Genomic DNA, 20,821 nt, shown 5'->3' on the forward strand with positions numbered 1-20,821 from the left:
CGGTTGCCGCTGCATGACGTCCACGATGGGCGGGCGCCAGCGCGACCTCGTTCGCCACATCTCACGAAGCCAGGGGCCCGACGCCGAACACCCAGCGTGCCCCGTACAGCCCGGCCGCCGCGGCCAGGACGCAGGTCAGCAGGCTGGCGAACATGTAGCCCAGGGCACGCCCCCAGGCGCCGGTATCCATCATGTGGACCACCTCCAGCGAGAAGGTAGAGAACGTCGTGAAGCCCCCCAGAACCCCGACCACCAGCAACAGCCGCCACGCGGGATGCAGTTCCATCCGTTCCACCAGGAGCACGGCGAGTACGCCGATCAGGAACGAGCCAAGGATGTTGATGCCGAGGGTCCCCCACGGGAAGGCGCGACCAAACTGCGCCACCATCCACTCCTGCATGCCCAGCCGGAGCGCGGAGCCCAGCGCCCCGCCAACCGCCACGGCCAGGTAGGAACCCATTCCAATGCCCATCATCCGGCCCCGCTCGCAAAAAGGGCCTACAGTTTATGCGATCACGTCGCGTGTACCCAGCAGACCCCTACCATCGAACCCATGAGCGCGAACGCTTCCATCGCCCCAACCGAGACCGCCACGCAGGCACTCGCCGCGGTCATCGAGGCCCTGACAGCCGAGCTGCCGCCCAATGCCCTGGTCATCGAGGCGGCGGAACGCCGGGCCTACGAGTGCGACGGGCTATCTGCCTACCGGCAGGTCCCGGGTGCCGTGGCACTCCCACGGACCCGGGACGAACTCCTGACCTGCCTGCGCATCTGCCGCGAACACGGCGTGCCAATCATCCCGCGCGGCGCAGGCACCGGGCTGTCCGGCGGTGCCCTGCCCAGCGAGACGGGCCTGCTACTGTCCATGGCCCGCTTCAATCGCATCCTCGAGATCGACCCGGACAACCGCTGCGCGGTGGTCCAGCCCGGCGTGCGCAACCTCGCCATCTCCGAGGCCGCCGCTCCCCAGGGGCTGTACTACGCACCCGACCCTTCGTCACAGATCGCCTGCTCCATCGGGGGCAACGTGGCCGAGAATGCCGGCGGCGTGCATTGCCTGAAATACGGCCTCACGGTGCACAACGTGATCGGGCTGGAGCTCGTCACCCTGGACGGCGAGACCATCCGGCTCGGTGGCAAGACGCTGGATACCGCGGGCCTGGATCTACTCGCCTTCATGATCGGTTCGGAGGGCATGCTGGGCATCGTGACCGAGGTCACCGTGCGGCTGCTGCCGCGCCCCGAGCGGACCCAGGTCCTGCTGGCCAGCTTTGACGACGTTGAATCCGCCGGCCGCGCGGTGGCCGGAATCATCGCCGCCGGCCTGATCCCCGCCGGGCTCGAGATGATGGACAACGCGGCCATCCGTGCCGCCGAGGACTTCGTCCACGCCGGCTATCCGGTCGACGCGGCCGCCATCCTGTTGTGCGAACTCGACGGGACCAATGCCGAGGTCTCCGAGGACATCATGGTGGTGCGCCAGAAGCTGCTGGATCTGGGGGCGACCGAGGTACGCACCGCCCGCGATGATGCCGAACGCGCACGCTTCTGGGCCGGCCGCAAGGCGGCCTTCCCCGCCGCCGGCCGCATCTCGCCGGACTACTACTGCATGGACGGCACCATCCCCCGCCACCAGCTCGGGACCGTGCTGGAACGCATCAATGCCCTGTCCCGCGAGCACGGCCTGGGGGTCTGCAACGTCTTCCACGCCGGCGACGGCAACCTGCACCCGCTGATCCTGTACGACGCCAACCAGCCCGGACAGCTGGAGACCGCCGAGGCCTTCGGCCAGCAGATCCTCGAGCTGTGCGTGGAAGTCGGTGGCACCGTTACCGGGGAGCACGGCGTCGGCGTGGAGAAGCTGGACGGCATGTGCGTGCAGTTCGCCGCGCCGGAACTCGAACAGTTTCATAACCTGCGCCGGGCCTTCGACCCGCTGGGCCTGCTGAATCCCGGCAAGGCCGTTCCCACCCTGAGCCGGTGCGCCGAATTCGGGCGCCAGCACGTGCACGGCGGGCAGTTGCCCCACCCCGATCTGCCTCGCCTGTAGCATGGCGGACCCGACCGAACCGAACGCGCGTCCCGCCCGCCCGGAGCCACCCTTGCGACCGCGCTGGCAGACGAGTTCTCCGGCGCCGTCGACGCCACCCAGCCCACTCAAGCGGGCGCCTGCACCCGCCGCTTCTCGACCGAACGTCCCATGGCCCGAACCTTCGACACAACCGATACCAACCCCTCCCCGTTCAACCTGGGCGTCGATCACACCCTGAAGCTGCTGCACCGGATCGCGCCGCTGGACGTCTGGATGCTCACCCGCATCGAGGACAACGAGCAGATCGTGGTGCGCGCCGATGACCATGGCTACGGCATCGAGGCGGGCACCGCCTTTGACTGGGGCAATTCCTTCTGTATCCGCATGCTCGCGGAACGCGGGCCGCGCATCGCCCCGGACGTACAGCAAATCCCCGCCTACCGGGAAGCACTCGCCGCCCAGACGGATCCGCCCGCCATCGGCAGCTACATCGGGTTCCCGGTCCACGAACGCGAGTACGGCATGTATGGCGTACTCTGTGCGATGCACCCCGAGCCCGTAGTCGCGGACATCGAATCCCATACCGAGGCGATCGAATCCGCGGTGCAGGTGATCGAGGCCCTCCTCCGTCAGCGCCGCCAGATCGACGAACTCGAACGCGAGCGCGAAGCCCTGAAACTCGAGGCCTACAACGACGCCCTGACCGGTGCCCGCAACCGGCGTGGCTGGCAGATCGCCCTCCACGCCGAGGAGCAACGCTGCCTCGATCACAGCCTCCCGGCGGGCATCATCGCCCTGGACCTGGACCACCTGAAGGCGATCAACGATCAGGAGGGGCATGACGCCGGCGACCGGTTGATTGCGGCCGCCGGGGCCGCCCTGCGGGACGCAACCCGCGAGATCGACACCGTCGCCCGCCTGGGGGGCGACGAATTCGCTGTCCTGCTGCCGGAAACGCCGGCCGACAACCTGCCGGAAATCGCCAGCCGGCTGCGCACGGCCCTGGAGACCGCCGGGGTGGCCGCCTCCATCGGCTTCGCCTGCCGCACCGTCAGCGGCTCCCTGGAGCAGGCGCAGACCAACGCCGATGCGGCCATGTATGCCGACAAGCGCCAGCGCCGCGATTCGCCCACCTCCTGAACACGCCAATCTCACGCGAATCCAGCATACCGCCCTTCCTTTGAAGGCTCGTCGCGAAGGAACCCGACGACTTCCCGGTTCGGCCCGATTCCCGCTGCCGGAGGGCCGCCTTTGGTTTACCATTGCGATATCCGCATCCGGACGACCCCTTTCCCACGAGGCCGTTTCATGAGCAAAACCGTCACGCTGACCGACAACACCACCGGCAAGAGCATCGAGCTGCCGATCCAGGAGGGCTCGCACGGCCCCAACTGCCTGGATGTCCGCACCCTGTACAAGGAACTCGGCTACTTCACCTACGACCCGGGGTTCATGTCCACGGCCAGCTGTCGCTCGGACGTCACCTTCATCGACGGGGACGAAGGCACGCTGCTCTATCGCGGCTACCCGATCGAGCAACTCGCGTCGGAGAGCACCTATCTCGAGGTCTGCTACCTGCTGCTGAACGGCGAGCTGCCCTCCTCCGACGACCTTCACGACTTCTCGCGCATCATCAAGGAGCACTCGATGCTGCACGAGGCGGTACGCCGCTTCTTCGACGGCTTCCGCCACGACGCGCACCCGATGGCGATCATGGTCGGCGTGGTGGGCGCGCTGTCGGCCTTCTATCACGACAACGTGGACGTGCATAACCCGGAGCACCGGCGTATCGCCGCGCACCGGCTCATTTCCAAGATGCCGACCATCGCCGCCTGGTCGTACAAGTACGCCCATGGCCAGCCGTTCATGTACCCGGACAACAACCTGTCCTACACCGCGAACTTCCTGTCCATGATGTTCGGCGTCCCCAGCGAGCCCTACCAGCCGAACCCGGTCTTCGTGCGCGCGCTGGACCTGATCCTGATCCTGCACGCCGACCACGAACAAAACGCCTCGACCTCCACCGTGCGCCTGTCCGGCTCCTCCGAGGCCAACCCATTCGCCGCGATCTCCGCCGGCATCGCCTCGCTGTGGGGGCCGCTGCACGGCGGCGCCAACGAGAAGGTCATCCGCATGCTCGAGGAGATCGTGAACTCCGACAAGAGCGTCGAGGACTTCGTCGCGCGCGCCAAGGACAAGAACGACTCCTTCCGCCTGATGGGCTTCGGCCACCGGGTGTACAAGAACTACGACCCGCGCGCGAAGATCATCCGCAAGATGTGCCACGAACTGCTGGCGGAAATGGGCGACATGGGCGCCGACAACCAGCCCCTGTTCGACGTGGCCATGGAGCTGGAACGCATCGCGATGGAGGACGACTACTTCATCGAGCGCAAGCTCTACCCCAACGTCGACTTCTACTCTGGCATCATCCTGCGCGCGATGGGCATCCCGCTGAACATGTTCACGGTGATCTTTGCCCTGGCCCGCACGGTGGGCTGGATCTCGCACTGGAACGAGATGATGCAGGATCCGGAATCCCGCATCGGACGCCCGCGCCAGCTCTACACCGGCTACCCCGCTCGCGAGTACGTCGCCATCGAGGAACGCTAGGGAGACGCTGAATCGGGACTGTTCGTTACCGCCGGGCGCGGAAAAACCGGCGTAACTGATCCCCGGCCGCGTCCGCGAGGACCCCACCCGTCACCTCGATGCGGTGATTGTGTGCCGGGTGGTCAATAAGGTTCACAGCGCTCCCGGCCGCCCCGGTCCGCGGATCGCTCGCGCCGAAGACCAGGCGGGCCACCCGGGCGTGGATCATGGCCCCGGCGCACATGCTGCAAGGCTCCAGGGTGACGTACAGCGTCGTGCCCGGCAGGCGGTAGTTCTGCAGGCGCTGCCCCGCCGCGCGCAGCGCGCGGACCTCGGCGTGGGCGGTTGGATCATGCGCCTCGATGGGGGCGTTGTGGCACGCCGCGAGGCAGGACCCATCCGCCGCGACAATAAGCGCGCCAACCGGAACCTCGCCCGCTTCCGCCGCTCGCTCGGCCTCCTCCAGGGCCCGCCCCATCCAGAATTCGTCGGCCCCCGGCTGCTCCGGGCGGGGCCCGTCGACCCCGGCGAGCGCCTCGCTACTGTCCACGGTCGCTACGCGGATCGGGCTCGGCCAGGGCCGCCTCTATGGCAACGGCCAGGTCGCCCGGCTTTTTCTGCGGGGCGAAGCGGTCAATCACCCGGCCGTCGCGGCCGACCAGGAACTTGGTGAAGTTCCACTTGATCCCCTGCGTGCCCAGGGCACCCGGCGCCTGCACCTTCAGGTGCCGGTAAAGCGGATGCGCAGCATCGCCATTCACCTCGACCTTCGCGAACACCGGGAACGAGGCCCCGAACTTCACGCCGCAGGCCCGAATCTGGTCCGCATCCCCCGGTTCCTGCCCGCCGAACTGGTTGCAGGGAAAACCCAGCACGCGGAATCCCCGGTCGCCGTAGCGCTCGTGCAGGGCCTGCAGGCCCTCGTACTGGGGCGTAAATCCGCATTCGCTCGCGACATTCACGATGAGCAGGACGTCACCCAGCCAGTCCGACAACGGCTGTTCGCCGCCACTGGGCAAAGGGGCTGAAAACTCGAAGACATCGGTCATTCGCGGGTCTCCTCTTGCGCCGTGCGCAGCAGCTCGTGTTCCAGCTCCGCCAGCACGTCGGCGGTCGCCTGCGACAGCGCGGCGACCAGGCGCGCGGCCGAACGCCGGTCGATGGTGTGCTGCGCCTCCATGTGAGCCAGACGCGAACGCTCCGCCGTGCGCAACTGGGTGCGCAGTCCGACGCGTCCCAACCCCCGAACGGGAACATCGGCATCCGCCTGCGCCCGCGTGTCCGGATTCGCACCGTCCAGATCCCCGTAGAGGGCCGTCACCAGCAGGTGAAGCTGCACCGCCGGCCGCCCCTCGGCCCAGACCGCATCCGCGTTATCCACCAGTTCGATGGCCGCGCCCTCCCGGGTCCAGCGCTCGCGCAGGAGCTGCTCGATCTGCTCGGCCGGCGTCAGAAACCATTCGTTGTAGTAGTCGGATTCGTAGCGATGGTCGCCCAGGCGGTAGACCAGACCCTTGCCGGAGTAGGCGGGCGCCACTCTGACCGAGCCCAGTTCGACCGCCAGGGGTTCGTCCGCCTTGGCCTGCAGCGGGGCCGGTTCGGCGGGCAGTTCCAGCAGGAACCACGACCGATCCACGGCCTCGCGTTCGGGAATCAGCGTGCATCCGCCCAGCAACCAGGCCGACAGCAGCACCGCGGGTAAGGTCCATCGGGTCATCGTCTACTCCTCGTCCATTGAACTGCGCGGTGGCGGTGCACCGAACAGCGCCCCCCCCGGGTTGCGGCGGACATCGTCCGACAGACTGCGCAATCCACTGATCGCGGCCTGCAATTCGTCGAGGGTCTCCAGCAACTTGCCCTCGCTCACGTCCATCCCGCGATTCAGGCGCTCGACCATCGAATCCATCCGGTCAACCAGACGCCCGACATCGGCTGCCTCGGCCGTCTCGCGCAACTCGCGCAGAGCAGCACGGGTCTCGCTGGGCAGTGCCTGGGTATCCGGGTGTTCGACCAGACGTTCCACCGACTCCATCACCCGGTTCGCCGTACGCGTCGTGGTCTTCAGCTCCTCGATCATCTCGTCCGCCTGATCGGCCAGACGACCGGCATCGAGTTCGCCGATGGTCGTCTCCACGGTGACCAGCAGGTTCGTCAGGTTGTCCACCACACCCTCGATATCCAGCTCGTCGATGCGTCGCATGAAACGCTCCGCATACTCCAGGAACTGCATCGCGGTACTCGGCGACGACGGGATGTAGATCGCCTCCGGCTCCCAGTCATGCGCCAGCGGCGGGTGCACCTCCGGGTCCGCAAAGTCGGCCTCGAGGTAGTTCATGCCGGTGATGCCCTGGGCCGCCATGCGGACCCGCAACCCGGCGTCAATCAGCGTCTGGAAGACATCGACCCGGAACTCGCCCTCCTGCGCGCTGGCGGCGAAGCGGTCCGGATACAGCCGAGCCCGCACCATCACGTAGCGCTTGCGATCGCGCGGGACCACATCCGCCTCGTAGACCACGGAGGTGAATGTCAGGTTGGTCACCTCGCCGATCGTGACCCCCCGGAACTTGACCGGTGCCCCGATCTCCAGGCCCTGGACCGAGGAGTCCATGTAGGTCTCGATCTGGATCGACGGGCGCAGCAGATTGCCGGCGGTCAGGATCAGCAAGGCCGCCACCAGCGCGGCGATCCCCCCGAGGATGAACAAACCCAGCCGGAAATGATGTCGGGCACTCATGCGGGCCTCTCCTCGTCGGAATCCGTCCGCCGCAGGAAGCGCTGCACCCACGGGTGATTCGATGTGTCACGCAGGGTGGCCGGGTCGCCCTCGGCCGCAATCCCCTGACTCTCCTTGTCGAGCATAATCACCCGGTCGGCAATCGCAAAAATGCTGGCCAGTTCGTGACTGACGATCACGATGGTCATGTCCAGGGTTCGGGCCAGACGCTGGATCAGCCGATCCAGGTCGGCCGAGGTGATCGGGTCAAGCCCGGCCGAGGGTTCGTCCAGAAACAGGACCTCCGGATCCAGCACCATAGCCCGCGCAATCGCCGCGCGCTTCTGCATGCCGCCGCTGATCTCCGACGGCATGAAGTCGGCAAAGGCGCCCAGCCCCACCAGCTGCAGGCGGGCCCGCGCGATCGCGTCCATCGCCTCGCGCGGCAGGTCCGTATGCACCTCCAGCGGCAGGCGCACGTTCTCCAGCAGGGTCATGGAACCGAACAACGCGCCCATCTGGTACATCACCCCGACCCGCCTCAGGATCGCCTCGCGCCGCGCATCGTCGGCCTCGGCGATATCCGCGCCCGCCACCCAGATGTGACCGGCCAGTGGCTGGTAGAGCCCGATCATGTGCTTGAGCAGGGTACTCTTGCCACTGCCGGACCCGCCGAGGATCACGAAGATCTCGCCCCGGCGCACGTCGAAGTTCAGATCACGCATCAGGACGAAATCATCGAAGCCCATGGTCAGGCCCCGCACCCGGATCACCGCGTCGCCATCATCATCCGCCCTCGACATACCCGAGTCGGTCATGGGTCAGACCCCCAGATGGTAGAACAGCACAGCAAACACGCCGTCCAGCACCACGATCAGGATAATGGACGTCACCACCGCGCTGGTGGTCGACAGCCCCACCGCGGCGGCCCCGCTGCCGGTCTGCAGCCCGCGCAGGCAACCCACCCCGGCCACCACCAGCCCGAACACCACGGCCTTGGCCAGCCCGGAAAACAGATCGGACATGCTTAGCGCGGACGTCACCTGGCTGAAGTAGGCCACCCAGGGGATACCGAAGCCCTGCATCACCATCGCGCCGCCGACCAGCCCGATCATGTTGGCGTACAGCGCCAGTAATGGCGCAACCAGCAAACCGGCCAGCACCTTCGGCAGGACGAGGAAGTGCATCGGGTCCAGCCCCATGGTCTTCAGGGCGTTGACCTCCTCGTTCACCTTCATCGTCCCGATCTCGGCCGCGAAGGCCGCGCCCGAGCGCCCCGCCAGCAGAATCGCCATCATCAGCGGCCCCAATTCCCGGAACAGCGACACCGCCACCAGGTTGGCGACAAAGATCTCGCCGCCGAACTGGCGCATGGCAATCGCCGACTGGAAGGCCAGGATCACACCCAGAAGAAAGGCAATCAGCGAGACGATCGGCAATGCCTGGAAGCCCGCAGCCTCCGCCACACGCAGCGTATCGCCCCAGCGCACCTGACGCGGGTGGCGCAGCGAACTGCCGATCGCCCGGGTCAGGGCGCCCACGAAACTGAATTGGGAATGGGCGGCTTGCCCTACCCGGTCGACACCATCCAGCAGGGCGGGCCACCAGCCCCCGCCCCGTGCACCGCGCGCCGGCTCGACCGCATCCAGTTCGCGGTAGGGCGCCAGCTGTTCCCGCACCATCCGCCCCATGCCCTCGAACCGGACCTCGGCACCGCCGCTCGCCAGGTCCTGTTCCAGCGCATGCAGCAGGGCCGCCCCCGCGCCGTCGCAGTACACGACCCCTTCCAGGTCCACGTCGACAGAACCCGCCTGCGCCTGACGGGCCAGCTCGCGCGCACGACGACGCAATGGGCCCCAGTGCCGCTCCACCGCCTGCACGTCCAGCCGGCCCGTCAGGCACAGGCGGGGCCCGGGCTCGGCTGTGGCATCATATTCGAACGGGTGTTCCGCACCGGCGGCCGTGGAATCCATCGCGTGACTCGCGGAGAACGTGCGGCCATGGTAGCCGCAACCCGGCCCCGGGAACCATTCGTGGACCAGGAACTCTTCAAGGCAGCCCCTGCCCGTCCGTCACAACCAACCACGAGGCTCGTATGCCATCGGCCCAGGACGCCCTGCAAAGCATTGAACGCACGCTCAACGAAGTGCTCCTCGGCAAGCCGGGGCCCGTCCGACTGGCGCTGGCCTGTCTGCTGGCCAACGGGCATCTGCTGATCGAGGACCAGCCCGGCGTCGGCAAGACGACCCTGGCCCACGCCCTCGCCCGAGCGATGAACCTCGACTATCAGCGGGTTCAGTTCACCAGCGACCTGCTGCCCGGCGACGTACTGGGCGTCTCCATCTTCGAGCAGGGCACCGGCCAGTTCCGCTTTCATCCGGGCCCGATCTTCACCCAGGTCCTGCTGGCGGACGAGATCAACCGCGCGCCGCCGAAGACCCAAAGCGCGCTGCTGGAGGCCATGGAAGAACGCCAGGCCAGCGTGGAGGGGGCCACCCGCGTGCTGCCGGTGCCCTTTTTCGTGATTGCCACCCAGAATCCCGAGGAGCAGGTCGGCACGCACCCGCTGCCGGAATCCCAGCTTGATCGTTTCCTGATGCGCATCCAGCTCGGCTACCCGGATGCCGGTGCCGAGCGGGCCCTGCTCGAGCGCAGCGGGCCGGCCCCGGCCGCCGCGCCCGTGACGGAGAGCCACCCCACTCCCCCCAGCCTGGCCGCGCCACACCAGCTGCGCGAGTGGCAGGAACGGGTGGCCGAGGTCCATGCGGACGCCGCGGTCCTGGACTACCTGCAGGGCCTGCTGAGCGCCAGCCGCGATCGTGCCCGTTTCGCCCACGGGCTGTCGCCGCGCGCCGGGCTCGGGCTACTGCGCGCCGCACGGGCCCACGCCTTCCTGGATGGCCGCGACTACACCACCCCGGACGACATCGCCCGCGTACTGCCATCGGTCGCCGGCCACCGCCTGCGGGCACGCGAACCGGAGGCCCCCGAACGCACGGTTGCGCGCCTGATGGAATGCGTCCCGACTCCGTGACCCAGGCTGGCCCATCCCGCAGCCGCAGCGCCCGCCTGCGCGACGATGCGATCCGCTGGATCACCCGGCGCCATAGCGACGATGGCGAACAGGCGCGAATGGGTCGCGACCGCATCTACATCCTCCCCACGCGCGCCGGCTACACCCTGCTCGGCATCATCCTGGTGATGCTCCTGGGGTCGATCAACTACTCCAACAACATGGCGTTCCTGCTGACCTTCCTGCTGGTGGGCATCGGTCACAACGCCATGTGGTACACCCACCGCAATCTGCTGGGCCTGCAGGTCTCCACACTGCCGGTCCCGCCGGTCTTCGCCGGCCAGCCCATCGTGCTACCCGTGCGTCTGACCGAGACCGCCGGGCGCGCCCGCGAGGCCCTGACCCTGCGCATCGGGCATCGCGCAACCGCACCCTTTGCTGTCCCGGACCGCGGCACCCAGACCGCCCGGCTGGAACTGGCCGGCCTGGCACGCGGGGTCTACCGCCTGCCCCGTCAGCGCCTCGACACCCGCTACCCGCTGGGCATTCTCGAGGCCTGGAGCTGGCTGACCCTGAACCCGGAGATCGTGGTCTATCCGGCCCCAGTGGACCCGGGGCAGACCACGGGCGGGTCGGGCGAAGAGGACGCACCCTCGCGTGACCGGCGCGAAGGCGAAGCCCCGGATCAGATCCGCCCCTACCGACCGGGCGACCCACCAGGGCGGATCGTCTGGAAGGCCTTCGCTCGCAGCGGCAAGCTGCATGTTCGCGAAGCCAGCAGCGGTCAGGGCGATCGCCTGTGGCTGGAATGGGAAGCCATGCCCGCCTCCGATACCGAGACCCGCCTGTCCATGCTCTGCCACCAGGTCCTCGCGGCCCATGCCGAGGGCCGCGCCTTCGGCCTGCGCCTGCCCGACCAGACCCTGGACCCCGCCCAGGGCCCGGCGCACCGCGACCATTGCCTGCAGGCCCTCGCGCGGTTTCGCACCGACGTGATCGAGCTCGTCTCGTGAGTACCGCCGCCCCAACGACGCAAACGACGCAACAGACGGATCTGCGCGGACTGGACCTGGCCCTGATCGCCCTGCCGGTCGCCGCCCTGCCACACGTCTGGCACCAGCCGCCCTGGATCACCGCGCTGGTGGTACTCGCCATCGCGACCCGGGCGTGGCTGCTGGCCACCGGGCGCGCCGCGCCCTCGCTCGCCGTGATGAGCGTGCTGGCCGTGATCGCCGGTGGACTGACCTTTGCCCAGTTCGGCACCGTCTTCGGCCAGGAGGCCGGGACGGCCCTGCTGCTGGTGATGATCGCCTTCAAGCTCCTGGAGACCCGAAACCGCCGGGATATCGTGATCGCGCTGTTCCTGGGTTATTTCGTCGTCGTCACCACCTACTTCTTTGACCAGTCCATCCTGATCGCCGCCTATTCCCTGGTGGCCACTGCCCTGCTGACCGCCGCGCTGATCCAGGTCCACGCCGGGCGCTTCATTCCCCGACCTCAGCTGGCGCGCCAGGCCGGAGCGATGCTGCTGCATGCCCTGCCCTTCATGCTGATCCTGTTCTTCGTCTTCCCGCGTATCGAGGGTCCGCTGTGGGGGGATCCGCAACGCGAGCAAAGCGCCCGCACCGGCTTGTCCGGCGAGCTCAACCCCGGCGACATTGCCAATCTGCTGCAGGATGAATCCACCGCCCTTCGGGTCGAATTCGACGACGAGGTACCGGCCTTGCGGGCGCAGTACTGGCGTGCCCTGGTGATGACGGACTTCGACGGGCGCCGCTGGTCCGCGGACGCGGATCGCAGGGTGATTCAGCCGCCCACGACGGGCAACGACGGCCGACGGATACGCTACACCGCGACGCTGGAGCCCACACGGGCGCGTTATCTTCCGGTGCTGGACTACCCCAGCACCCTGCCGGCGGATGCCGAACTGCGCGCAAACCACCAGGTCCTGCGCGATCGCCGCATCACCAGCCGGATTCAGTACAGCGCCGAGGCGGACCTCGTCACCCCGCCCGGGGCCGGCGAGGCCGCACTGGATCCGCAGGAACGCGGCCGTGCCCTGCACCTGCCGCCTTCATCCGCGCCCCGTGCCCGGGCCGAGGTCGCCCTCTGGCGTGCCACCCACGGCGATGACGATCGCGCCATCATTCAGGAGGCCCTGCGCCGCTTTGGCGCCGAACCCTATCGCTATACGCTTCAACCCCCGCGCCTCGAGGACGACACCACGGACCAGTTCCTGTTCGAGACCCAGGCCGGCTACTGCGAGCACTACGCCTCCGCGTTCGCCGTACTGATGCGGGCGGCCGGAATCCCGACCCGCGTGGTTACCGGCTACCAGGGCGGCGCCTGGCAGACCCGGGGCGAATACCTGCGCCTGCGCAACGCCGACGCGCACGCCTGGAACGAGGTCTGGCTGGATGGCGAGGGCTGGATCCGGGTGGATCCGACGGCCGCCATTGCCCCCGAGCGCATCGAACAGGGCCTGCCCGGTCTGGCCAGCGACACGGGCGAGCCCATCCCCGGATTTCTCCGTCGCGGCGAGGGGCTCTCCTGGTTGCAACGGGCCCGTTTTGGACTGGAGGACTGGGGAGATTTTGTGCGCTTTCGCTGGGAAAGCTGGGTGCTGGCCTTCGATCCCGAGCGCCAGCGGGAGCTCTTCGCCCGCCTGGGTCTGGATCCGCGGGACTGGCGCTCGATCCTGATTGCACTGGGCGTCGGGTTCGGCAGCCTGGCGCTGATCGTCGTGAGCTGGATCTGGCTGCGCCGCCCACGCCAGCGGCGCTCACCCGCCGATCGCCTGCTGCAAAGACTGTCGCGGCGAATCGCGCGACACGATCGCCGCCTGGCCCGGGCGCCACATGAACCGGTGGACGCATGGGCCCGGCGCGTCGGCCAGGCGCGACCGGACCTGGCGGAACCGCTGACGGCCTTCGCCGGCGTCTACAACCGCCAGCGCTTCGCGCCGCTGACTCCGGAGCAACGAGCGGATGAGCTTGGCCGTCTGCGCACGCTCCTGCAGCAGGTCCCCCGCGGCAAGCCGCCCGCCGCGCAACCGGGCCCCGCGCGGGCGTAACCCCAAATACACCCAACCCCCAAACAACTCGGGGCCGGCCGGTCCTGTTGAACCGGTCGGCCCCGTTTGCTGTTCACGACCCTGTTCGCCGGGTCGTGCCGCGTGACGCCTCAGGCGGCGTCGTTGCGGAAGATGAAGTGGTGCCGGGCACCGCGGCGTTCGTCCTGACGCCGCGCAACCTTCTGCACTTCCGGACGGTTGGCGAACTGCGCCAGGGTAATCCCGTCGAGGAAATCATACAGCTGCTGGCTGAGGTCGTCCCACAGCTCGTGCGTCAGGCAGCGATCACCGTCCTGGCAGTCCTTGTGGCCCTTGCAGCGGGTCACATCGACCGACTCGTCCACCGCCGTAATGATGTTCGCGATGCTGATCTGATCCGCGCGCTTGGCCAGGCGATAACCACCACCCGGACCCCGCACGCCTTCCACCAGGTCGGCCTTGCGAAGCTTGGCAAACAGCTGTTCCAGATAGGACAGCGAAATGCCCTGGCACTGCGAGATGTCGGCAAGCGTCACGGGCCCGATCCGGTCGTGAATCGCCAGATCCATCATGGCCGTCACTGCATAGCGGCCCTTGGTTGAGAGTTTCATGATTTGTGCCTCCGAATAACCTTGAGTATGTGTCCTGCTCGACATCCGTTCGCAGGCTTGCATCCATTCTTAATTCCTGACCAGTTACGTCAAGAATAATTCCCGTCTTACCTGACAGCAATAGTCGGGAATAATTCCCTTATTCTAGCAGGCGATTGAACAAAGATCACGGAATGCTAACGTAGGTATTGAGAGGCCCCGGGGTTACAGGAGTTCCACGCGACTGCGATCCGTACCATCCCGGCTCGCAAACACAGGCTATGACAGACCCGTCCGGGGGATCAGACTGCCGGGGAGATCCAGGATCTTCAGGAGAGGTCGGAAGCGGCTACTTACGCGGCAGGCGGCAACGCCGGGCCAGAGTCAGCGCCATCATCCTCGAAGGCGCCCGGCCAAACGGTGACGGCCGAGGTCAATGCACCACCGCGCCGGAGAGAACCAGGGAGACGCTGATTTAATCGCGCGTCCGCGCTCGAGTCGCTTTTGCGTGCGAACAAGGCGCGGTGACTGCCGTGCAGTCATTCTGCACAAGGGAACTGCAACGCCGTTCCCACGCCCGTTTTTGATGACAACGGGCGGCCGAGCCCCTGCGCTCAATAGCTTGTGGGGTTGGTGCCCCCTGTTCCCCGATCCTGCGTTGCGCCGCTTTCGGGTAGAACCACTACCCGCTGCACGACGCGCCTTGTCTCGGAAAACAGGGGGGGTACCAACGCGGACGTGCGATTAAATCAGCGTCTCCCTAGCCGAAAGCCGGCACCGTCGGGCCGTCCAGAATCATGACCGGCGTCCCGACGGGGAGGCGCGGGAACAACTCGATCACATCGTCGTTGCGCATGCGCACGCAGCCCTCCGAGGCCGGCTCGCCAATGCGCCCCTCTTCGTCGGTGCCGTGGATGTAGATATATCGGCGCAGCGAATCGACGTTGCCACCCTGGTTGATGCCTGGTTCCAGGCCTTCCAGCCAGAGGATGCGCGAGGTGATGTTGTCGCGCGGGCTGCGCGCACCGGGTTCGGTCAGGATTTCCGCAATCTGCCCCGTGTTCCCCCGCGCCCGGAAGATCGTTCCGCGCGGCGCACCCTCACCGAAGCGCTCGGCGATACGGTGGAGGCCCAGCGGCGTGGTGTAGGTGCCTTCCTCGAAGCCCACTCCGCGGGCCGAGGTGGACACATCAAAGATGTCCGTGACCCGGCCCCCTTCCCAGACATAGAGCCGCTGCTGATCCACCCGGACCACGACTACCGGCACGTCACCGGCATTCGTGGCCCGTTCCCGGGCATCCCGGACCACCGGTTCAATCCATTCGAGACTGGGCACGAGCACCTCGCGTCTACTTCTTGTTGGCCAGGTCCAGCACCTCGCCGGCCACCGGCGTGTTCACCAGCCCGTCGCCGCGCAGGGCAGCCAGGTGTTCCAGGTAGTCCGGCGGCAGCCCGGTTACGTACTCCCCGGTGAAGACCGAGCAGTCGAACGTCTGGATGTTCCTGTTACCCCGGCGCACGGCCTTTTGCAGGTCATCGAGGTCCTGATAGATCAGGCGGTCCGCGGCGATCGCCTCGCACACCTCATCCTCGTCACGACCATGGGCAATGAGTTCCTCGGCGGCGGGCATGTCGATCCCGTACACGTTGGGAAACCGCACCGGCGGCGCGGCCGAGGCAAAGTAAACCTTCTTGGCACCCGCCTCGCGCGCCATCATGACGATCTCGCGCGATGTGGTTCCGCGCACGATGGAGTCGTCGACCAGCATCACGTTCTTGCCGCGAAACTCCAGCGAGATCGCGTTCAGCTTCTGGCGCACGGATTTCCGCCGCTTGGTCTGGCCCGGCATGATGAAGGTGCGACCGATATAACGGTTCTTGATGAACCCCTCGCGGTACTTGATGTTCAGTTCGTGGGCCATTTCCAGCGCGACCGTACGGCCGGTATCCGGGATCGGCACGATCACGTCGATGTCGTGGTCCGGCCAGATCCGGCGGATCTTCTCGCCCAGCGCGGTCCCCATACGCATGCGTGCACGGTGGACGAACACGTTGTCGATCACCGAGTCGGGGCGGGCGAAGTACACATGCTCGAAGATGCAGGGATTCAGGTGCGTCTCGGCCGCGCACACGCGCGTGCTGACCTCGCCCTCGGGCGTGATGAACACCGCCTCGCCCGGTGCCAGATCGCGCTCCAGGTCAAACCCCTGGGACTCCAGCGCGGCGCTCTCGGAGGCGACCATCCATTCGCGCCCGCCCTCCTCGGCCTCGCGCGAGCCGTAGACGACAGGGCGGATGCCATGGGGATCGCGAAACGCCAGCAGGCCGCGACCGGCAATCATCGCGACCACGGCATAGGCACCTTCCGCCCGTTGATGCACGCGTTCCACCGCGTCGAACACCGAATCCGGAGTCAGCCCGTTGTCGAGGAAGCGCAGCAGCTCCTGGGCGAAGACATTCAGCAGGATCTCGGAGTCCGAGTCGGTGTTGATGTGCCGACGATCCGTGGCGAACAGCGCCTGCTTCAACTCGCGAGCATTGGTCAGGTTGCCGTTGTGCCCCAGCGTGATCCCGAACGGCGAGTTCACGTAGAACGGCTGCGCCTCGGCCGAGCTGGACGAGCCCGCCGTCGGGTAGCGCACATGACCAATCCCCATGTTGCCGGTCAGGCTCTGCATGTGCTGGTTGTTGAACACGTCGCGTACCAGCCCGTTGTCCTTGCGCAGATGCAGCCGGCCGTCATCGTCACAGGTCACGATACCCGCGGCATCCTGCCCGCGGTGCTGCAGCACCAGCAGGGCATCATAAAGGGGCTGGTTCACCGGGCTGCGCCCGACGATTCCGACAACTCCACACATAGGATTCGAGGCTCCAGGTCTACGGCGAGGGAAACACTGAGTAATGGACACGCCCGCGCTCGAGTCGCTTTTGCGTGCGAACAAGGCGCGGTGACTGCCGTGCAGTCATTCTGCACAAGGGAACCGCAACGCCGTGCGCGCGCAAAAGCGGCCGAGCCCCTGCTTTCAATCGTTTGCGGGGTTGGTACCCCAGGTTCCCCGATCCTGCGTTCCGGCCCTTGCCGGTAGACCCACTACCGGCTGCGCACCGCGCCTTGTCTCGGAAAACCTGGGGTGCCAACGCGAGTGTGTCCATTACTCAGTGTTTCCCTGCTCGCCGTCGGGGATCACTTCTTCGACAGGTTCGTCACTGGCCAGCAGATCGTGGATCTGCTCCTGCCAGCCCTCCGGCAACTGGGCAATCAGCCAGTCCACCAGGCGTTCAAACTGGGGAATCAGGCGGCTGTTTTCCCACCACGCCTCGTCCGGCATCAGCGTCAGCGAGGCGAGGAAGATCAGGACCGCGACCAGCAGCACGCCGCGCAGCAAGCCGAAGATCACGCCCAGCGAGCGGTCGGTACCGGTCAGCCCGGTTCCCTTCACCAGGCGGTTGGCCAATACTCCGAGGATGCCGCCCACAATCAGGACGCCAATAAAGATCAGGGCGAAGCCAATGCCCAGGCGCAGGGTGGCATCCGAAACCGCCTGGGGGATTTGTTCCGCCACCTCGGCCGCATAGCGGATACCCAGCCACACGCCCACGATCCACGTGGCGAGCGAGAATGACTCGCGCACGAAGCCGCGGAACAGGCTGATCAGCCCGGATACGACGATCAGGGCGATGATGACGAGGTCGATCCAGTTCACGGGGCCGGCGTCGCGTGCTGAAAGGGCGCGTAGTTTACCGCAGCCATCCGTTCCACGCAGGTCCGCATCATCCCGGCCATCAGGGGTGCGCCACCACGATGCCGGACAGTTCCAGCTCGTCCTGCAGGCGTTCGCCCAGCTTCACCGCCTCCTCGCGCTGGGCCAGGGGGCCCACCTTCACCCGGTAGATCGGGCGGCCATCGGCGGTGGAATCGTCGATAAACGCCGGCCAGCCGGCATCGCGCAGCCGGGCGGATTGATCGCGCGCGTTGTCCTCGTCGCGGAAGCTCCCGACCTGGATCGCCCAGCCCGCCTGCACCGGCTCGTCCCGTTCGACCGCGCGCACCGGGGGCTCCGTACGCTCCGGCTCCGCGCCGGCCGCCGCGACGCCCTCGCCATTCTCCAGGCTGCGAAGTTCGGCCACCGGTGCATCGCGTTCCGGCGCCGGGGCCGCCGGGCCCGCATCCCGGCGCGGGCTCGGACGCTCCGAGGGCAGCGCGATATCGGGTTCGGCAAAGGTCGGCGCGGGCGGCACCGGATCATCGATGCCGCTCATGTACTCGTAACCGGCCCCGTCGAACAGCCAGGGCAGGAAGATCACCGCCAGCACGATCAGGATGACCGCGCCCACCAGGCGGAAGCGAATGGGGTTGTCGCTGGTCATGCGGTCATCCGAAGGCGGCAGCTGGGTTCGACACGGTTTCGGGCACGATCACCTGCCCGTGACAGTACGCCCGCGCACGAGCTGGCCGCAAGCCATCCCGGGAAACCCATGCGCCAGTCACACGCCATGCACCACCTCGCCGACTTGTGAGTCCGCCACGGCCCGCCCGGACAGGGCCGCGCGGGCCAGCTCCGGGACCTGTTCCAGCACGGCCGCCACGGTGTAGAACGAGCCGAACACCAGCACCCGGCCGTCAGGACCGGCACGCCGCGTCGCGTCCTCGATAGCTGCGGCCACATCCGGCACACGCACCACCGACCGTTTCCCCGCCGCCTCCAGCTCGTCGGCCAGCGACCCGGCCGGCAATGCCCTGGGAAGTTCCAGCGGCACCGGCACCCAGGCATCGACCCGCCCCTCCAGACGGGGCCACATCGCCGCGCGTTCCTTGTCCGCCATCACGGCGACCAGGGCCACCACCGGACCGCCCACCGGATGGGCCTCCAGCCAGCGCGCCAGCTCCCCCACCGCGTGCACGTTGTGGGCCACGTCCAGCAGCCATTGCGGCGCGCCCTCCACCACCTGCAGCCGCCCCGGTGCGGAGACCCCCAGGGCCTGGCTGACGACGGTATCGGTCAGGCCCTCGCTGAAACCCAGGCACTCGACCACCGCCAGCGCCGTAGCCGTATTCAGCAAGGACGCCCCGTCGATGCCGGCTCCAGCCCCTTCGACCGTCCAGTCCCGCATCCGGCCCTGCCAGCCCCAACGCAGGGTCGCCCCATGCCGCGTCAGGGTGAAGTCCTGGCCACTGCGCAGGGCCTGCGCCCCGAGTCGAGCCGCATGCTCCAGCACGCTCGAGGGCGGCTCGGCCTCCCCCAGCACCACGGGGCGATCGGCCCGCATCACGCCGGCCTTCTCGCGCCCGATCGCCTCGCGGCTGTCGCCCAGCCAGGTCTGATGATCCAGATCCACCGCGGTGATCGCTGCGACGTCGGCATCCCAGATGTTCACGGCATCCAGGCGCCCGCCCAGACCGACCTCCAGCACCTGAACCGCGACACTCTCCTCGCGGAACAACCAGGCCGCCGCCAGGGCACCGAACTCGAAATAGGTCAGGGAATCTTCGCCGCGGGCCTGGTCGATGGCCTCGAAGGCCCGGCACAGGGCGTCATCGGCGACGGGTTCGCCGTCGATACGAATACGCTCGTTGTAGCGCAGCAGATGCGGGGAGGTGAACAGGCCGACCTTCAGACCCTGCGCCTGCAACAGGGCGGCGGTGCGTGTCGCCACCGTACCCTTGCCGTTGGTCCCGGCCACAACCACCGTCCGTGGCACATGCGCATCGCGCAACCCGAGGCGGTCGGCGACCAGTGCGATGCGCTCGAGGGTGAGGTCCATGCCCACGGGGTGCAACCGCTCCTGGAAGGAGAGCCACTCCGCCAGGGTCGAGAAACGCATCGGCCGTCTCAGGAGGAGCGCGGCGGGGCGACGCGTTCGACGTCGGCGCCATTCTCGGGGCTGATCACCTCGACGGATCCCTGGCCCTCGGCAGGCGCCTCGGCCACGTCCGAGCCCGGTGCCGGGGCGTGGGTCAGCATGCCCAGCACCGACGCCAGGCGGCTGCGCATGTCACGGCGGTCCACGATCATGTCGATCGCGCCATGCTCCAGCAGGAATTCCGAGCGCTGGAAGCCCTCTGGCAGGGTCTCGCGCACGGTCTGCTGGATGACGCGCGGCCCCGCGAAGCCGATGAGTGCATTCGGCTCGGCCACATTGAGATCCCCCAGCATGGCCAGACTCGCGGAGACACCCCCCATTGTCGGATCGGTCATCACCGAGATGAACGGGATACGCTCCTCCTGCATGCGCGCCAGAACGGCGCTGGTCTTGGCCATCTGCAACAGCGAGAACAGGGCCTCCTGCATGCGCGCACCGCCGGAGGCGCTGAAGCACACCAGCGGAATGCCCTGCTCCAGCGAACGGTTCGCACCGCGCACGAAGCGCTCGCCCACCGCCGAGCCCATGGAGCCGCCCATGAAGCGAAAATCGAACGCGGAGGCCACCAGCGGGCGGCCCAGCAACTGCCCCTGCATCACCACCAGCGCGTCACGCTCGCCGGTGGCCTTCTGGGCGGCGGCCAGGCGGTCCTTGTACTTCTTGGAGTCCCGGAACTTCAGGACATCGGAGGACTCGATACCGGCCGCGATCTCCTCGCGGCCCTCGGCGTCCAGAAAGGTCTCCAGGCGCCGCCGAGCGCTCATCCGGCGGTGATGACTGCACTTCGGGCAGACGTCCAGGTTGCGCTCCACCTCGGGGCGGTACAGCGTCGCGTCACAGCCCTCGCAGCGCACCCACAGGCCCTCGGGCACGCCGCGCTTGGTCGCGTTGTCGGTGCGGATGCGCGAAGGCATCAACTTTTCGAACCAGCTCATGCCGTCTCCCCGTAATCCGAATCGGCGCCGCG

At 67.5% G+C, this 20,821-nt stretch carries 20 protein-coding genes; 6 read left to right on the plus strand and 14 right to left on the minus strand.

Features of this window, described 5'->3' with window-relative positions:
• Positions 1 to 61 precede the first annotated feature (61 nt).
• Entirely contained in the window at positions 62 to 472 is a 411-nt protein-coding gene (gene crcB, locus F572_RS0107215; RefSeq protein WP_026142995.1) for a fluoride efflux transporter CrcB, read from the minus strand.
• Positions 473 to 553: 81 nt separating this feature from the next.
• On the opposite strand from crcB, the gene F572_RS0107220 reads away from it, so the two are divergent.
• The 3 genes from F572_RS0107220 to F572_RS0107230 all read left to right on the plus strand — a co-directional run bounded on the left by F572_RS0107220 (position 554) and on the right by F572_RS0107230 (position 4,645).
• Positions 554 to 2,050: an FAD-linked oxidase C-terminal domain-containing protein gene (locus tag F572_RS0107220; RefSeq protein ID WP_017941756.1), complete on the plus strand. Its 1,497-nt coding sequence runs from the start codon at positions 554 to 556 to the stop codon at positions 2,048 to 2,050.
• Positions 2,051 to 2,200: 150 nt separating this feature from the next.
• Complete coding sequence (locus F572_RS0107225) at positions 2,201 to 3,172, plus strand: sensor domain-containing diguanylate cyclase (protein WP_017941755.1); 972 nt, start codon at positions 2,201 to 2,203, stop codon at positions 3,170 to 3,172.
• Positions 3,173 to 3,340: 168 nt separating this feature from the next.
• Positions 3,341 to 4,645 (plus strand): citrate synthase, encoded by a 1,305-nt coding sequence (locus F572_RS0107230; protein ID WP_017941754.1) that lies wholly within the window; start codon positions 3,341 to 3,343, stop codon positions 4,643 to 4,645.
• Between the two features lie 25 nt (positions 4,646 to 4,670).
• Here the strand turns inward: F572_RS0107230 and tadA are convergent, their stop codons facing one another.
• The 6 genes from tadA to F572_RS0107260 are packed head-to-tail and all read right to left on the minus strand — an operon-like array spanning position 4,671 to position 9,310.
• Positions 4,671 to 5,174 carry a tRNA adenosine(34) deaminase TadA gene (gene tadA, locus F572_RS0107235; protein ID WP_017941753.1) on the minus strand — a complete coding sequence of 168 codons (504 nt, stop codon included), beginning with the start codon at positions 5,172 to 5,174 and terminating at the stop codon, positions 4,671 to 4,673.
• Complete coding sequence (locus F572_RS0107240) at positions 5,164 to 5,673, minus strand: glutathione peroxidase (RefSeq protein ID WP_017941752.1); 510 nt, start codon at positions 5,671 to 5,673, stop codon at positions 5,164 to 5,166. Before F572_RS0107240 ends, tadA begins: the two co-directional genes overlap by 11 nt.
• Positions 5,670 to 6,341, minus strand: coding sequence for a membrane integrity-associated transporter subunit PqiC (locus F572_RS0107245; RefSeq protein ID WP_018158427.1), 672 nt, complete (start codon positions 6,339 to 6,341; stop codon positions 5,670 to 5,672). The genes F572_RS0107240 and F572_RS0107245 overlap by 4 nt, the downstream gene beginning before the upstream one ends.
• Before the next feature lie 3 nt (positions 6,342 to 6,344).
• Positions 6,345 to 7,358 (minus strand): MlaD family protein, encoded by a 1,014-nt coding sequence (locus F572_RS0107250; RefSeq protein ID WP_017941750.1) that lies wholly within the window; start codon positions 7,356 to 7,358, stop codon positions 6,345 to 6,347.
• Complete coding sequence (locus F572_RS0107255; protein ID WP_018158428.1) at positions 7,355 to 8,155, minus strand: ABC transporter ATP-binding protein; 801 nt, start codon at positions 8,153 to 8,155, stop codon at positions 7,355 to 7,357. The genes F572_RS0107250 and F572_RS0107255 overlap by 4 nt, the downstream gene beginning before the upstream one ends.
• 3 nt (positions 8,156 to 8,158) lie before the next feature.
• Complete coding sequence (locus F572_RS0107260) at positions 8,159 to 9,310, minus strand: ABC transporter permease (protein ID WP_017941748.1); 1,152 nt, start codon at positions 9,308 to 9,310, stop codon at positions 8,159 to 8,161.
• 122 nt (positions 9,311 to 9,432) lie between these two features.
• Between F572_RS0107260 and F572_RS0107265 the strand changes: the two genes are divergently transcribed.
• From F572_RS0107265 to F572_RS0107275, 3 genes are read left to right on the plus strand one after another with little or no spacing between them, the layout of a single operon-like run.
• The gene (locus tag F572_RS0107265) at positions 9,433 to 10,371 is read left to right on the plus strand and encodes a MoxR family ATPase (protein WP_017941747.1); all 939 of its coding nucleotides are present in this window, start codon (positions 9,433 to 9,435) and stop codon (positions 10,369 to 10,371) included.
• A complete protein-coding gene (locus F572_RS0107270) occupies positions 10,353 to 11,363 on the plus strand; it encodes a DUF58 domain-containing protein (RefSeq protein ID WP_017941746.1) in 1,011 nt (336 codons plus the stop codon). Before F572_RS0107265 ends, F572_RS0107270 begins: the two co-directional genes overlap by 19 nt.
• A gap of 50 nt (positions 11,364 to 11,413) precedes the next feature.
• Positions 11,414 to 13,423 carry a DUF3488 and transglutaminase-like domain-containing protein gene (locus F572_RS0107275; RefSeq protein WP_026142994.1) on the plus strand — a complete coding sequence of 670 codons (2,010 nt, stop codon included), beginning with the start codon at positions 11,414 to 11,416 and terminating at the stop codon, positions 13,421 to 13,423.
• 110 nt (positions 13,424 to 13,533) lie between these two features.
• On the opposite strand, the gene iscR is transcribed toward F572_RS0107275, so the two are convergent.
• The 7 genes from iscR to accD all read right to left on the minus strand — a co-directional run bounded on the left by iscR (position 13,534) and on the right by accD (position 20,789).
• Positions 13,534 to 14,013, minus strand: a complete 480-nt coding sequence (gene iscR, locus F572_RS0107280) for a Fe-S cluster assembly transcriptional regulator IscR (protein ID WP_018145846.1) — start codon at positions 14,011 to 14,013, stop codon at positions 13,534 to 13,536.
• Between the two features lie 739 nt (positions 14,014 to 14,752).
• On the minus strand, positions 14,753 to 15,328 hold the full coding sequence (locus tag F572_RS0107285; RefSeq protein WP_026142856.1) for a L,D-transpeptidase: 576 nt from the start codon (positions 15,326 to 15,328) through the stop codon (positions 14,753 to 14,755).
• Positions 15,329 to 15,341: 13 nt separating this feature from the next.
• Positions 15,342 to 16,850, minus strand: coding sequence for an amidophosphoribosyltransferase (purF, locus tag F572_RS0107290; protein ID WP_017940337.1), 1,509 nt, complete (start codon positions 16,848 to 16,850; stop codon positions 15,342 to 15,344).
• Positions 16,851 to 17,144: 294 nt separating this feature from the next.
• Positions 17,145 to 17,696 carry a CvpA family protein gene (locus F572_RS0107295; protein ID WP_017942108.1) on the minus strand — a complete coding sequence of 184 codons (552 nt, stop codon included), beginning with the start codon at positions 17,694 to 17,696 and terminating at the stop codon, positions 17,145 to 17,147.
• A 79-nt stretch (positions 17,697 to 17,775) separates the two neighbouring features.
• Positions 17,776 to 18,360 (minus strand): SPOR domain-containing protein, encoded by a 585-nt coding sequence (locus tag F572_RS0107305; protein ID WP_017942109.1) that lies wholly within the window; start codon positions 18,358 to 18,360, stop codon positions 17,776 to 17,778.
• A 117-nt stretch (positions 18,361 to 18,477) separates the two neighbouring features.
• Positions 18,478 to 19,815 (minus strand): bifunctional tetrahydrofolate synthase/dihydrofolate synthase, encoded by a 1,338-nt coding sequence (gene folC / locus F572_RS0107310; protein ID WP_017942110.1) that lies wholly within the window; start codon positions 19,813 to 19,815, stop codon positions 18,478 to 18,480.
• A gap of 8 nt (positions 19,816 to 19,823) precedes the next feature.
• A complete protein-coding gene (gene accD / locus F572_RS0107315) occupies positions 19,824 to 20,789 on the minus strand; it encodes an acetyl-CoA carboxylase, carboxyltransferase subunit beta (RefSeq protein ID WP_017942111.1) in 966 nt (321 codons plus the stop codon).
• Between the last annotated feature and the right edge of the window lie 32 nt (positions 20,790 to 20,821).

Origin of the sequence: Thioalkalivibrio sp. ALE14 (assembly GCF_000376845.1) — a bacterium.
In the GTDB taxonomy this organism is placed as follows: Bacteria; Pseudomonadota; Gammaproteobacteria; order Ectothiorhodospirales; family Ectothiorhodospiraceae; genus Thioalkalivibrio.

Coding starts and splice junctions, on each gene's coding strand:
- purF (WP_017940337.1), bottom strand. CDS start 16,850: ATGTGTGGAGTTGTCGGAATCGTCGGGCGCAGCCCGGTGAACCAGCCC.
- F572_RS0107245 (WP_018158427.1), bottom strand. CDS start 6,341: ATGACCCGATGGACCTTACCCGCGGTGCTGCTGTCGGCCTGGTTGCTG.
- folC (WP_017942110.1), bottom strand. CDS start 19,815: ATGCGTTTCTCGACCCTGGCGGAGTGGCTCTCCTTCCAGGAGCGGTTG.
- F572_RS0107265 (WP_017941747.1), top strand. CDS start 9,433: ATGCCATCGGCCCAGGACGCCCTGCAAAGCATTGAACGCACGCTCAAC.
- F572_RS0107255 (WP_018158428.1), bottom strand. CDS start 8,155: ATGACCGACTCGGGTATGTCGAGGGCGGATGATGATGGCGACGCGGTG.
- crcB (WP_026142995.1), bottom strand. CDS start 472: ATGGGCATTGGAATGGGTTCCTACCTGGCCGTGGCGGTTGGCGGGGCG.
- F572_RS0107270 (WP_017941746.1), top strand. CDS start 10,353: ATGCGTCCCGACTCCGTGACCCAGGCTGGCCCATCCCGCAGCCGCAGC.
- F572_RS0107260 (WP_017941748.1), bottom strand. CDS start 9,310: ATGGATTCCACGGCCGCCGGTGCGGAACACCCGTTCGAATATGATGCC.
- F572_RS0107225 (WP_017941755.1), top strand. CDS start 2,201: ATGGCCCGAACCTTCGACACAACCGATACCAACCCCTCCCCGTTCAAC.
- F572_RS0107220 (WP_017941756.1), top strand. CDS start 554: ATGAGCGCGAACGCTTCCATCGCCCCAACCGAGACCGCCACGCAGGCA.
- F572_RS0107230 (WP_017941754.1), top strand. CDS start 3,341: ATGAGCAAAACCGTCACGCTGACCGACAACACCACCGGCAAGAGCATC.
- accD (WP_017942111.1), bottom strand. CDS start 20,789: ATGAGCTGGTTCGAAAAGTTGATGCCTTCGCGCATCCGCACCGACAAC.
- iscR (WP_018145846.1), bottom strand. CDS start 14,013: ATGAAACTCTCAACCAAGGGCCGCTATGCAGTGACGGCCATGATGGAT.
- F572_RS0107305 (WP_017942109.1), bottom strand. CDS start 18,360: ATGACCAGCGACAACCCCATTCGCTTCCGCCTGGTGGGCGCGGTCATC.
- F572_RS0107250 (WP_017941750.1), bottom strand. CDS start 7,358: ATGAGTGCCCGACATCATTTCCGGCTGGGTTTGTTCATCCTCGGGGGG.
- F572_RS0107240 (WP_017941752.1), bottom strand. CDS start 5,673: ATGACCGATGTCTTCGAGTTTTCAGCCCCTTTGCCCAGTGGCGGCGAA.